This window comes from Sporosarcina sp. HYO08 (genome assembly GCF_001563475.1).
Lineage (GTDB): Bacteria > Bacillota > Bacilli > Bacillales_A > Planococcaceae > Sporosarcina.
Map to the genome: position 1 here is coordinate 1 of NZ_LPUT01000028.1, position 13,517 is coordinate 13,517.

General features: G+C 41.9%; 12 protein-coding genes and 1 riboswitch. Of the genes, 9 read left to right on the forward strand and 3 right to left on the reverse strand.

Going from position 1 to position 13,517, the window contains the following annotated elements; translation table 11 throughout:
• Positions 1–993: 993 nt before the first annotated feature.
• A complete protein-coding gene (locus AU377_RS11415; RefSeq protein WP_067407899.1) occupies positions 994–2,040 on the reverse strand; it encodes a hypothetical protein in 1,047 nt (348 codons plus the stop codon).
• An 850-nt stretch (positions 2,041–2,890) separates the two neighbouring features.
• Between AU377_RS11415 and fliD the strand changes: the two genes are divergently transcribed.
• From fliD to AU377_RS11440, 5 genes are read left to right on the forward strand one after another with little or no spacing between them, the layout of a single operon-like run.
• On the forward strand, positions 2,891–5,014 hold the full coding sequence (gene fliD / locus AU377_RS11420; protein WP_253724473.1) for a flagellar filament capping protein FliD: 2,124 nt from the start codon (positions 2,891–2,893) through the stop codon (positions 5,012–5,014).
• Positions 5,015–5,038: 24 nt separating this feature from the next.
• Positions 5,039–5,440, forward strand: a complete 402-nt coding sequence (gene fliS / locus AU377_RS11425) for a flagellar export chaperone FliS (protein WP_067407901.1) — start codon at positions 5,039–5,041, stop codon at positions 5,438–5,440.
• Entirely contained in the window at positions 5,440–5,790 is a 351-nt protein-coding gene (locus AU377_RS11430) for a hypothetical protein (protein WP_067407902.1), read from the forward strand. Before fliS ends, AU377_RS11430 begins: the two co-directional genes overlap by 1 nt.
• Positions 5,791–5,802: 12 nt before the next feature.
• Complete coding sequence (locus AU377_RS11435; protein WP_067407903.1) at positions 5,803–6,042, forward strand: hypothetical protein; 240 nt, start codon at positions 5,803–5,805, stop codon at positions 6,040–6,042.
• 21 nt (positions 6,043–6,063) lie between these two features.
• Positions 6,064–6,264 carry a YjfB family protein gene (locus AU377_RS11440; RefSeq protein WP_067407904.1) on the forward strand — a complete coding sequence of 67 codons (201 nt, stop codon included), beginning with the start codon at positions 6,064–6,066 and terminating at the stop codon, positions 6,262–6,264.
• 57 nt (positions 6,265–6,321) lie between these two features.
• Here AU377_RS11440 and AU377_RS11445 read toward each other — a convergent pair whose 3' ends face one another.
• Positions 6,322–8,022: a methyl-accepting chemotaxis protein gene (locus tag AU377_RS11445; protein WP_067407905.1), complete on the reverse strand. Its 1,701-nt coding sequence runs from the start codon at positions 8,020–8,022 to the stop codon at positions 6,322–6,324.
• A 207-nt stretch (positions 8,023–8,229) separates the two neighbouring features.
• Complete coding sequence (locus tag AU377_RS11450; RefSeq protein ID WP_067407906.1) at positions 8,230–10,227, reverse strand: methyl-accepting chemotaxis protein; 1,998 nt, start codon at positions 10,225–10,227, stop codon at positions 8,230–8,232.
• Between the two features lie 163 nt (positions 10,228–10,390).
• Positions 10,391–10,500: riboswitch (TPP riboswitch) on the forward strand.
• Positions 10,501–10,598: 98 nt separating this feature from the next.
• Here AU377_RS11450 and thiM point away from each other — a divergent pair.
• From thiM to thiW, 4 genes are read left to right on the forward strand one after another with little or no spacing between them, the layout of a single operon-like run.
• Positions 10,599–11,396 (forward strand): hydroxyethylthiazole kinase, encoded by a 798-nt coding sequence (thiM, locus tag AU377_RS11455; RefSeq protein ID WP_067407907.1) that lies wholly within the window; start codon positions 10,599–10,601, stop codon positions 11,394–11,396.
• Positions 11,393–12,232 carry a bifunctional hydroxymethylpyrimidine kinase/phosphomethylpyrimidine kinase gene (thiD, locus tag AU377_RS11460; RefSeq protein WP_067407908.1) on the forward strand — a complete coding sequence of 280 codons (840 nt, stop codon included), beginning with the start codon at positions 11,393–11,395 and terminating at the stop codon, positions 12,230–12,232. Before thiM ends, thiD begins: the two co-directional genes overlap by 4 nt.
• A complete protein-coding gene (gene thiE, locus AU377_RS11465) occupies positions 12,219–12,878 on the forward strand; it encodes a thiamine phosphate synthase (protein ID WP_082732025.1) in 660 nt (219 codons plus the stop codon). Before thiD ends, thiE begins: the two co-directional genes overlap by 14 nt.
• On the forward strand, positions 12,875–13,372 hold the full coding sequence (gene thiW, locus AU377_RS11470; protein ID WP_067407909.1) for an energy coupling factor transporter S component ThiW: 498 nt from the start codon (positions 12,875–12,877) through the stop codon (positions 13,370–13,372). Before thiE ends, thiW begins: the two co-directional genes overlap by 4 nt.
• Positions 13,373–13,517 lie beyond the last annotated feature (145 nt).

The window sequence follows — 13,517 nt, forward strand, 5'->3', positions numbered from 1 at the left end:
TGTCACGTTGGATAGCGACGTTAGCTTTGTCCTTCATACTTACCAAGTGTACAAAGTTCGGATAAATACACATGAATACACACCAACGCTTACCCCTTTTTAGGGGTTTTTCTTTCTTTCTTGGCCGGTATAATTCGAACAAAGCTTTTCACAATCCGGATTAAAGTGAAAAAATGAGCACATTACTTCGGATTTCCCACTGGATTACTGTGAAAATGAGTAGCTGTAATAATGTGCTCGTTTACAGAATTAGCGGGTTTTTACTGTGTTATTCAACAATCTTTATAGGTAAGTGTCTATGGGGGAAGGCAGTATATTATGCTCCGCCACCAAAAGATATTGATAGAGAATACCAAAACCTGGTATCACATTATTCGCTGTATCCTGAGTATAAAGATAATATAGGGATTGAATTCGTAAAAAGATTAACTGACATATATATATAATGTGCTTCACAAATTTCAAAAATTAACAATAGAACTGTTTCCGATGTGTTAAAATCCACACAGTTGATAGTTATAGCTGTTTTACTTTTGTTGTTAAGTTTTTCGTTAATGATACCGTTTTTTTGAAAAAAGAAGAGCCGGTAAATAAAAGTGAAATAATTAACGACTATGAAATGAAAAATACAGATGTATATAAAATTATAATAGAAAGTAGGTAATAAATATGAGTGAAGAAAAACGTCAAGTACCACCGCCACCGCCGCCACCAAGTTTAAAACCTGTAATAATAAATGAAGGTTTTACAAGAGGCACAGGGAACAGGGAGAATAGTAATAATTCAAATAATCGGCGATAAGAAATTGAGTTCGGGGATCTGTTAGCCGTGCGATTCGGACAATGGGGTTTGATGCAAAAAAAGGTGCTTATGCGGCTGAATCCCTAGCGATGAAATATGCCGATAATCCGATTTCTGGACAACATTAAATGAAAAAATTCTTAATTTTAGGTTATACAAAAGGAACCCGATGCCTGGTTCCTTTTCACAATTCTACAGCAAAGATTTTTTTCTTAGATCCCCAATTTTATAAACAATTGACCAATATGTCCTCCCCAGTTGGTCTGCAATGGCCTGATCGGTGACATTAGCTGTTTTTAGTTTAATAATAAGTTCGATTTCTTCGAAGGTATATGCCCTATTTCTTTCGGAAGAACTGATCACGATGTTAACGCTCTGACCGTATTTCTTATAAATGTTCTCTGTTTTCTGTTTAATATTTGTTTCTAAATTCGTTTTATACTCCATAGAGGGAATACATTTGACGTAAGGCGCAATGACATTTAATAAGTGTCTGACATCTTGCTCTTTATTGATTTTCAGCAAACTTTTATGACCGTGAGGATGGCCAGAGACAACAAAGTTTGTACCAAATGTTTTATTCAGATGATCAGCTAATAGGTGATTTTCATGAGGTGGTAGATTCAAGGTGTATAAGATGATGCTCGGATGACAGTATACAGTATTTTTTTGCTTATTATATGAGTAGGATATTGTTAGACTTCCATCATCCAAATACAAAGTAGCTAAAAATATTGGATGCGTGCATTGTGAAATAAATGACTGACTTAATGATTTGGTGTTGTTTGGATATAGGATAGAATGAAGCTTCTTGAAATATGGGTGACTAGTGGAATGTAAAAAGTTTCCATTAATCTTAAAATTTAAATCATTTAACTGGGATAATTTCCATTCTCGGTACATCCTTTGACTTTCTCCAAAGTGTTCTTGGTAATAATAATTGATACTTCTTTCCGCTCCTTTACTAATGTAGCCATCGCCAAGTAAGCTTCCAAATATAATTTGTTCCTGTAAATGAGAGGGTTCAAATTTGGGGATGTTATCTTCATACCATTTTCTTCTATTGACGACTAATTGTTGCTTTAATTCTTGCTTATATGTTTTACATTTTGTTACCTTGTGTTGTTTTGCGAGTGTTCGAACTTGATTTATGCTTAAATTTAAGGCCTTTGCAACATCTTTTGTTGCAGTACTGGGGTAAAATTGTTTTACGTATGAAATCACATCTTCCTTATTCATAATTATCATCCTCCGATAGAATGTATGTTCCTTTTATTGTATCTTATTTTAAGAATAAAAGTAACTAAATAAGCTTTGTTTTATCCTTCAACAACAACCAAATCACACTCGTTCTCCGTGGTACTGACCTTTGAGAGGTGCCTAATTATTAAATTGCGAGACACCATCAAATAAAAACGCTCTTAATTTCAGGTTTTACACAAGGAACCAGATATTTGATTCCTTTTTACAGTTTTATAGCACAGATTTTTTCTTTAAGTTACTTGATAACAGACACAACGTCGAGATCGTTCTCGACAATATATCTTTTAAACCTTTTATTCTTTTAGGTTATTGCTAGGGGCAAATTGCCCTCTGTAGTCGGGGCATTTTGCACTGCTCCATCGGCTGATTGTGCTACCGCCGAGGATGCACATTGCACCGCCTGCAGTTGTGGCTTTTTATAACGAATGCGAGATCCTTTTTTTGCCAACCCAATTAGGCCCATCCTAGACATTTGTCGAGATGAACAATTTAACATATAGCTACCGGCGTAAAATTGCCCCGTTTAGTCCGGCTTGCAGCACAAGCGGCAGAAACAGTAAATTTTTGATTCATCCATACACATTGAATCCCCCTCTATTATTTGAAGATCGAACGACACCTTTCCCCGGATGAACAATGCGTTCACATTTTATATAGACCATGCCTTCGAAAAAGTGGACAAACTGTATTTAATCTTTCCTCCTATTAACAATCCACCCATCAAACCGATAAAATAAATAATACACAATAACGAACAGGCGCAACACAACTTTTGAAAAGTGTTGGCACATCCCATATCCATTAAACTTGAGGAGGTTGGAACATCGTGAGAATTGGCGGTTTAGCGAGCGGGATGGACATTAACCAGATCGTAAGTGATTTAATGCGGGCGGAAAGAATGCCGCTTGATAAATTAAAGCAAAAGAAGCAAGTGTTGGAATGGCAAAGAGATGATTATCGGGCGATGAATACGTTGCTGTTGGATTTTCGGGCAGAATTGACACAAATGAAATTGACATCGAGATATCGCTCAAGCGCTACATCTTCCACTGACGAATCAAAAGTGACAGCGACAGCTGCCAGCAGTGCAGGGCAGGCTTCTTTTTCGATTTCTAAAGTGACGCAGCTCGCGAGTTCTGAGCGGATTTTGTCTGGAAAGATTACGAAAGATCCGGACCTTGACCAAAATACTAAGTTGAAAAGTAGCGACAACCTGTTTAAAAGTTTCCAGAATAAAGGGGACAGGGTAGTATGGTCGCAAGGATCTGTAGAAAGTAAAACGTTGGGTGAAAATGACAGACTGGGAAGCAATAAATATAAATTGAACGAAGTATTAAAAGATGATGCTCTTTCTTCATGGAGCGTAAAAGTAAATGGGAAAGCGTATAAAGTAGTTACATCGGTTGGCAGCGAGGGTCTGGCAGATAACGAGGTACTTGTGAATGCTCAAGGAGAGATTGAATTTAAAAACGCTATCGCCAAGGACAGTGCAATCCGGGTTGACTATATAGCGAAAAACCGGACGGATACATTCAAGCTTAACGATCAAACAACATCGGTGCAATTGACGCGCGGTTCGGTGCATACGACTGGAATAAATTTTAAACTATCGGGAACAGATCTGAAAGTTACAATCGATGCGGAAGGCAACGTTAAGTATAATGACGGAGGAGCAGAGTTAGGAAAACTGGATACGGTGACAGGGAAAATTACTTTTTCCTATGGATTTAAGCAATATGTATCTAGCCAAGGGCAAGACTCTAATCTCGAAATTACCTATACCCAAAACTACACGACTTTTTCCCTCGATACCCATACATCCAAAGGAGAAATGCATGAAAACTTTATCGTGCAAGGGAATGAGACGATTGCTTCGTTGTCCACTAAGGTGAATGCTTCGAACGTTGGCGTGTCGATGTTTTACGATGAATTTTCCGGTCAGATGTCTTTGTCAAGGACGGAAACGGGGAAATATAATGAGGAAGTTGTTACAGGTGAAGGGGGCGCTCCAATTACAGATGATGATGGTAAGGAAATAATAGACGACGATATTAAGGTAAACGGGGCTTTAATGGAAAAAGTATTTGGTTTTGAAGATGGGAAAGCATCCGTAACAGCGGGGGTGAATGCAAAATTCGAAATCAACGGCATCACAACAGAACGTCACACTAACACGTTTACAATGGACGGGACAACCTTCACGTTAAAGCAAACTTTCAATGCAACAGATGCGCCCATTAGCGTAAATGTAAACAGAGACAACAACCAAATCTTTGAAAATATTAAAGAGTTTGTTGGTAAATATAATGACTTGATCGACAAGATCCAAAAGAAAATGAATGAAGAACGTTTCCGGTCTTATTTGCCACTGACAGACGATGAGCGGGAGACGCTTTCGGATAAGCAGCAAGAGCAGTGGGAGGAGAAGGCAAAAAGTGGGTTGCTTCGCCGGGATCCGCTTCTTTCAAGCGTGCTGTCCAATATGCGGATGAATTTTTCCCAGCCTGTTATGAACGATGAAGTTTCCTCTTTATTTAATCAGTTGTCGAAGCTTGGCATTACGACTTCTGCGAATTACTTGGAGGGCGGCAAGTTAGAAATTAACGAGGCGAAGTTGAAAAAAGCCATTGAAGAAGATCCGCAGTCGGTAGAGAACTTTTTTAGAGGAAGCGGCGGGACGGAAGCTCAAAGCGGTGTGATCCACCGTCTATATGATTCGGTGAATGCGACAATGGATCAGTTGAAAGAGCGAGCGGGTAATTCGTTTTCCGTGGGCCATCAATTTGCGCTCGGCCGGGAGATGAAAAATGTGGACGACCGGATTAATAGCTTTGAAAACCGACTTAAGTCAGTAGAGGACCGTTATTGGCGGCAATTTACGGCAATGGAAAAAGCGATTCAGCGTTCCAACCAGCAAATGATGTTTTTAATGCAGCAGTTTAGCATGTAAATTAGATAAAATGAGGTGGCTTACATGGCAGTAAATAACCCTTACAGGGCGTATCAAAATAATTCAGTCAACACGGCTTCGCCGGGTGAGTTGACGCTTTTACTTTATAATGGGTGTCTAAAATTTATTAATCAGGCGAAGAAAAATATCGAAGAGAAAAATCATGCGGAGAAAAATACTAATATCCAAAAAGCGCAAAACATCGTTCAAGAACTGATGGTGACGTTGAATATGGATATCGAAGTGTCTAAACAAATGATGGCACTTTATGATTATATGAAACAACGGCTTATCGAAGCGAATATCAAAAATGATCCAGCTGCTTTGGATGAAGTGGCGGAACTGGTCATTGAGTTTCGCGATACGTGGAAGCAAGTCATTCAAATGAATCGACAACAGCAATTTGGTACTGGTGGACAGGCGTAATGGCCGCTGTTAAGCATTGTTTTACGTTGACGAAACAACTGTATGACCTGGTCAATGAGACAGTGGAGGAAGAAGATAGGGATGAACAGATACGCCAAATTGACCTTCTACTAAGCCAAAGGGAGGAAATTCTACCAGAAATCCAACCGCCTTTTTCAGCAGAGGAGAAAGAACTTGGCCGGCAAATCGTTGGATATAATCAGCTGATCGATACGAAGCTAAAAAGTTTACGCACGCGAATTCAAGTGGATTTTCAGCAGGTGAAAAAGAAAGAACAATCGGTACAAAAATATACGAATCCGTATGAAGCACTGCAAACCGATGGCGTGTTTTACGATAAAAAGAATTAAGGAAGGGACAAGATGGATAAAACTTACGAAGATCGTAAAAAGTTTCTTGAAGAACAGCTCCAATGGTGTAAGGATCAAGACGCTATCTTAGAGGAAATGAATGTGAAACTGCATGAAATGAAAAGAATAGCTGAATACGCTGTCGAACATAAGCTTACTGTAGTGGAAGTTGATAAGTTGAATGGTCAATTGAACGAATTGAAGCGTGAAGTTCATTTTCTAGAAAGTCAGTTGCAGTCCATTGTTCATTAAAACAGGGAAGGTGGGGGGAGCATGGATGTCGCATACCTATCAATGGCATTAAGCCAGGGACAAGTTCAGCAACAAACTTCTATATCAGTGATGAAGAAAGTGATGAATCAGGCAGCAGGAAATGCGGATTTCATCAACAAGATGATGGGAGAGACGGATTTGCAGGCGCTGCAACATGCGGCCCAACCTCATCTAGGTGGGAATATAGATATAAAAGGATAGAAAGATCAAAGGGGATGTCCCAGAAGAGCTAGGCACTTCTGGGACATCCCCTTCTTGTTAAATCGTAAACTGCCCAACAATCCGCTCAAGTTCTTTCGCCATTTGACTCATATCATTTGAACGATTCGCTACTTCATCGATGGAAGCGGATGTTTCCTCCGTCGCTGCTGAAATATTATTCGTTGCATCTTCAATGAGTTGGAGGGAATGCGTCAACTGATTGATGAGCTTGACGACACGTTGTGAACTTTCTGCCTCTGCCGTCGTCATGTCAGAAATGATCGTGATCTCTTCAACCGTTTCTGCTACCGCATTTGAAATGTCACTTAGCGATTCAGCCGTCAAACGCACGGTTTCGGTTCCGGTTTCAATCAGTTTCGTGTTTTCCATTGTCGAATGGACGACTTCCTGAATACTCATCATAATCTCTTGGACAAGCTTTTCCACTTCTACTACTTCTGCATTGGATTGTTCTGCCAACTTACGTACCTCATTCGCTACGACTGCAAACCCTTTCCCGTGTTCGCCAGCACGGGCCGCCTCAATAGAAGCATTAAGCGCCAGCAAATTCGTTTGTGCTGCAATCGTCGAAATGGAACCGGTAATATCCTGGATCTTTTTCGTCGATTCGATCAGGTTTTGTACGGTTACACTCGCTTCATCGGAAGACCTTCGAATTTTTTCCATGTCCTCATGAATTTCAGTCGTGCGTCTTTGTCCGTCATTCGAAATTTTCATCGTACTTTGAGAACTTTGAACGGTAAAGTCCGCTTTTTCCCTTGCTTCTTGTAAATCATCCGCCAATGAATGAAGAATGGACGAAGCATTTTCGGCGTTCATTGTCCCATCTGAGATCGATTCCACAGTATGCATCATATTTTGCGCAACTTGTTGGACCGCGTCCTGCATTTCACTCAAAGTGGCGGCGGTTTCAAACGAGTTTTGACTAAGTTGGACAGATGTCGATTGAATCGTCCCGATCATTTCGCGCAAGTTTGCCGTCATCATATTCAGTGTTCGTCCTAGATCGCCAACCTCATCATTGCTTTTCACAATGGTATCTTCAATCGCTAGATTTCCATCCGCAATCTCTTTTGCATGTGCAATCAAGTCTGAGATTGGTTTTGTTTTTCTTCTAATTAAGTAAAGCGTGATAATCGATGCAATCAACATCGGGATTAGGCTGATCAAAATGCCGTTTCGCACAACATCCCATGTCCGTTCACCGACAATCGATCCATCAAAATCGATGGCGCTAATGGCAATAATTTCTTTGCTTGAATCATGGTCTTTAAAGATTGGCGCGTAGCCTGAAAGTCTTTCTATGCCGCCTGCTTCATACAGTTCCGAATACGTAGGGTGTTTCATCGTCAGCAGCCGATTGATCGCTTTTTCATCCATCGGGAAAGTATCTCCCGGCTTAAGTCCTTTGTTTCGCAAGTTATCATCCAATGCGAGAATCGTTCCGTTCAGGTCGAGGATATATTGCGTTTCGAAAATATCCTTATGGTTAATCGTCCAGTTTAATTGCTTGCCGACCGCATCCCGGGTTTCTTGATCACCGGCTAACATTTTATCGACATCATCGGGGCGAATTAGCCCTGTTGTGATATTCGCACAGCCATATGCTTCTACGCCGGCTGCGTCATACAATTTGTCATATGCTGTTTTATAGGTGGAGAATGAGTTGATCACCAGCATTGCAATCATGATACCTACTATAATGGCCCCAAGTTGTACTGTTAATGTATTTCTCATTATTTTGCTCCCTTTAAACATATTCCTCTTACCTGTCTTATATCGGCGAAAATAAAGAAAATTTCAATACGTTCACTACACAATTTCAACACATCTGTGACAACAAATGGTAATCAAGCAATTAGATTCATCGGGAGATACGCATTTGACCCGCAACAAACACTAAAAAACCGTTCAAGACCCAAAGTCCTGAACGGTTTTCCTATCTTAAACTTTAAACTGATTGACTGCTTGATGTAATTCCTCACTCAACTCTGTTAACGTTTCCGCGGCATCCGTTACCGACTGGATTGCGCGAAGTTGTTCGTCTGAGGAGGCACTCACTTCTTCGCAAGCAGCTGCCGTTTCCTCGGCTGTTGCAGCCATTGTTTGGATCGTTACGGCGACGTCCGTTTTCAAGATGTCAACGCTTTGGATCTCTTTGTACACGGCGTCGATTGAATTTTGCATCGCTGTCATTAAAGCAGAAATTTCGCTGAAAGTCATTTCCGTATTGTGGACAACCGCGCTTTGGTGATGGAAGTTTTCACGCGTGTCCGTCATTTGCGCAGCCACTTGACGAGATCCTTCCTGAAGTTCTTGGACGGTCGCACGCACTTCATCCGTTGAGCGTGCTGATTGCTCTGCAAGTTTTCGAACTTCTTCCGCTACGACTGCAAACCCTTTCCCATGTTCGCCGGCGCGTGCAGCTTCAATGCTCGCATTTAATGCAAGAAGATTCGTTTGAGAAGAAATTTCGGTAATTGTCGTCATAACGTTCCCGATTGCACCGACTTTTTCTTCAAGCGTACCGACGACTTCAGACATCGATTGTAAATTGCGTTCCCAGTCGTTGAATGAATGTTTTAGGTCTTGCATTTGGTGTTGGCCGTTGGTATTCATTTCACCAGCTTTTGTGGCAATATCAGTCATTCCGCTGGCTTTTAGCATAATTTCATTGATTTGGTTTCCTAAGTGCTCAGATCTTTCCGTCACGGTTTCTGCATCTTCCGCCGATTTGGCCGCACCGAGTGCGATTTCATTGATCGCGTGTGCGACTTCTTCACTAGATGCATTCGTTTCTTCAGCCACTGCGCTTAGGCTTTCAGAGCTAGCACGAACATTAGATGCAGAGTCATTGACGACTCCAATGATTGCATTCATATTTTCAATCATCGCATTAAAATTAACGGCAAGTTCTCCAATCTCATCTTTAGATTGTATTTTTGATCGAACGGTAAGATCCCCATTCGAAACAGAATCCATCAATGTCTTCAATTTCGAAAGCGGTTGAATCATTCTATTGATCATGAAGTAAAGGACGATGAAAAATAGTAACAGCGTCGCAAGTGCAATGATGATCATGGAATTTTGGATTGTATCGGCTGTTTGATTAATATTCTTTTTTTCGTAAACAGCACCGACTTTCCAATGAAGATTTGGAGTTGTTTTGAATACCATTACCCGATTGGTGTTTTCAAACTGGTAGTGAATCGCACCTTGATTTTCACTGGAAGTATACATGTCTTGAATGAATGGATAGTCCATTAAATTATCCCCGCGTAAAGTGGGGTGAACGATTGCAACGCCGTTTGCATCGAGAATGATTGGATAACCATCAAATTCTAATTGGCTTTTTCCGATATTCTCCGTCAACGTTGTGAGTTGAATATCGATACCGATGACACCGGAAAGCCTATTGTTATTTTGTACAGCTTTCGATGCAGTAATGACAAATTCTCCGGTTGCTTCGTCGATATAAGGGCTTGTCCAGTGGACCGAATGTGGATCCGCCACTGCATTTTCGTACCATGGACGGATGGTTGGATCAAAATCGCCTAAATCTACATAAGGAACAATCGTTGTCTGTTTAGTAGTAGTTGCGTAGAAAACAGATGAGGCATCGTCAAATAAATGTAGCAAAGAAGTTAATTCTTTGGTAAGCGCTTCTCGTGAATGTTCTGTTCCACCAACCGCTATGGGTTCCTCTGTGTACCCTGAAATTATATCCGATGTTGCTTGTAGCAATAGGGTTTTTTCATATTGTTCAAGATAATACATAATAGAATTGCTGATTTCTCCTACGAATGCGCTGCTTTGATGGATCAGACTTTCTTCTGTTTTACTCTTTACGAGCATACTGCTAAAACTAGTCACGGCAGTCATACCAATCAGAAATAGCACCATGACAGTGACTATAATTCTTGTTTTAATCGATCGAAACATAAGACACCCTCTATTCAAAAAAATTTGATCTTCTTATTATGTCGGTCAATATAATCATTAATTTAGACTTATAATGAAACAATTGCATTAAAAGCGTTTTTAAAAAGCCCATTTGCGATTTTAGCAATCTATGATATAGTGAATTATAAGAAAACTGAAAAGATTTAACCGCTAGGGGTGTCTATTTTTGTACGGCTGAGACGCATTTTGATATGCGGACCCTTTGAACCTGATCTGGCTCATACCAGCGAAGGGAAGTGGTTCGCCGTTTAAACTAAGAAAGCTACCGACAGTGCGAGCCGCTACTTCAACTGATGAGTTGAGGGAGCGGCTTTTTCAATTTTCAATTACGGGAAAAGGGAGTCGGGAATATGACAAATCTGAATGATATTAAACAAAAAAATCCATTAATTCATTGCTTAACGAATATCGTTGTGGCGAACTTCCAAGCGAATGGTTTACTTGCCCTCGGCGCATCACCAATTATGGCAGATTCGATTGAAGAAGCGGCAGAAGTAGCTGCTTTCTCATCTGCGGTGTTGGTCAATATTGGAACGTTGGACCCTGCTTCAGTCGATGCGATGATCGCTGCTGGAAAAAGTGCCAATGAACATGGAAAGCCACTCGTTCTTGATCCTGTCGGTGTAGGGGCGACTGCTTTTCGGAAGCGAACTGTTGAAAAAATGTTAGGGGAATTAAAAGTTACACTCATTCGCGGGAATGCTGCGGAAATTGCTGCGATTGCCGGGGTGGAGTGGTCTTCAAAAGGTGTCGACGCGGGGGATGGAACGGCTAATTTAGATGTTGCGGCTCAAAAAGTGGCCAAGCAATATGGCTGCATTGTGGCGGTGACGGGTGAAACGGATATCGTTACAGACGGTGTACAGCTTATTCGCATTACAGGTGGTCATCCGCTCATGTCCCGTGTTACCGGTACGGGTTGCTTGTTAAGCGCAGTCAGTGCGGCGTTTTTAGCAGTTGGGAATGATCGTCCGCTTGAAGCTGTCGCGGAAAGTTTGGCGTTTTATAAAAAAGCGGGGGAAATTGCAGCGGGAGAGGCAAAAGGACCTGGCGATTTTGAAGTTCAGTTTTTGAATGCACTGTATACGCTAAATGAAAACACATTCGCAAACATAAAACAGACACGAATAGGGGAGAAAGTAACATGACAAAAATCGCATTGACAATTGCCGGATCGGACAGCGGAGGGGGCGCTGGTATCCAGGCGGATCTGAAGACATTTCAAGAATTAGATGTATTTGGGACATCGGCATTGACCGCCGTAACAGCGCAAAATACATTAGGCGTTCATGGTGTGCAAGCAATTGATACTGAAGTGGTTGTTGCACAAATAGAAGCCGTGTTAAATGATTTTACAGTAGGTGCAGCAAAAACAGGCATGCTGTTCTCAGCTGAAATTATAGAAGCTGTTGCACGTACACTAAGAAATTATCCACGTTTCCCGCTAGTCATTGATCCGGTGATGATTGCAAAAGGCGGGGCATCCTTACTGCTAGAAGAAGCTGTTACGGCGTTAAAAGAAGAGTTACTTCCGCTTGCATCGCTCATCACACCGAATGTCCCGGAGGCAGAAGTGTTAACGGGAATGACCATTCGAACGGTAGAAGATTTGACGATTGCGGCGGAGAAACTGTTGGAAATGGGTTCGGAAGCGGTCGTTATTAAAGGTGGACATCGTCTTGATACGGCGCTTGCCGAAGACTATTTCGTTTCGGCAAGCGGCGAAAGCTTTTTAATGCGCAGCCCGCGAATCGATACGGAAGATACGCACGGAACAGGTTGTACATTTGCCGCGGCGATTACGGCAGAACTTGCGAAAGGCGTTTCAATAGAAGAAGCGGTCATTACAGCCAAGCATTTCATTCATGCGGCGATTGTAGAAGGTCTTGCAATCGGACAAGGGCACGGTCCGACAAATCATGCAGCATTTAGAAAACAAAGAGCTGCTGTTCGAAAGGAAGTCGAGTTAATTGGCAAACATTGATATCCAACTGTATTTCATTATGGGGACAGAAAATACAAAAAATCCACTTGGGGTTCTAGAAGAAGTGTTGCAGGAAGGGATTACCTGTTTTCAACTGCGGGAAAAAGGACCGCATGCCCTAATAGGCGACGAAAAACGTGCATTTGCGGAGAAGTGTCAGCAGCTCTGTCGGCAATATGGCGTGCCGTTTATTGTGAATGATGATGTTGAACTTGCACTTGCAATTGACGCGGATGGCGTACATATCGGGCAGGACGATGAAAGTGCGGCAGATGTGCGAAAGAAAATGGGTGCTCATAAGATACTCGGTGTGTCAGTTCATTCAATAGAAGAAGCGATTGCTGCAAAAGAAGCGGGTGCCGATTATGTAGGGATGGGACCTATTTATCCCACAATTTCGAAGTCTGATGCGAAGCCGGTTGCGGGGACGGACAAATTGCAAGAAGTAGCAGCGTTATTTCCAGACTTGCCAATTGTCGGCATTGGCGGCATCACGCCGGAAAATGCCGCTCCCGTATTTCGCGCAGGCGGTGCAGGAGTAGCGGCCATCTCTATCATTGCCTCTGCGGAAAGCCCAAAAGCAGTCGTGCGCCGCTTTCAAGATGTGATTGCGAATGAAATGCAAGAACGGGGCATCTTAAGATGAACACGAGAAAGCTTGTACTCATAACCGTCTTTTCAGCAATCGCAGTCGCTGGTTCCGTCTTTGTGTCATTTCCGGCAGGTATTGCACGCGCTTATCCAATCCAACATGCGGTCAATGTCGTTGCGGCTGTTTTGCTTGGGCCGCTCCCAGCTGTCATCATTGCATTTCTAACTGGACTCATCCGTGTACTGACCGGAACAGGCTCTTTACTCGCTTTTCCGGGCGGCATGATCGGTGCTGCGCTGGCAGGTTTACTATTTAAAACATCAGGCCGCGTTTGGGTTGCGGCGATTGGGGAAATGATCGGAACGAGCGTTATTGCCTCATTATTTGCTGTACCTTACGCTGCCATTTTAATGGGCACAACGGTAACTGCTCTATTTTTCGTACCGCCTTTTCTCGTTTCGAGTGTGAGTGGTGCAATTATTGGTGCAATTTTAGTCGTCAGACTTCAAAAAACACCGGCAATCCGAAGAATCCAACAACAATTTTAGCCACGCAATATGAAAAGTAATGTTAATCCATACAGTAGTATGGCAAGAGACGGAAATTTTTATGAGACGAAATGATGAAGCGGATCGTTAAAACACTTCAATTTTTCCGGAATAGACAACAGTTTCCATTCATGAAAGACCTTCT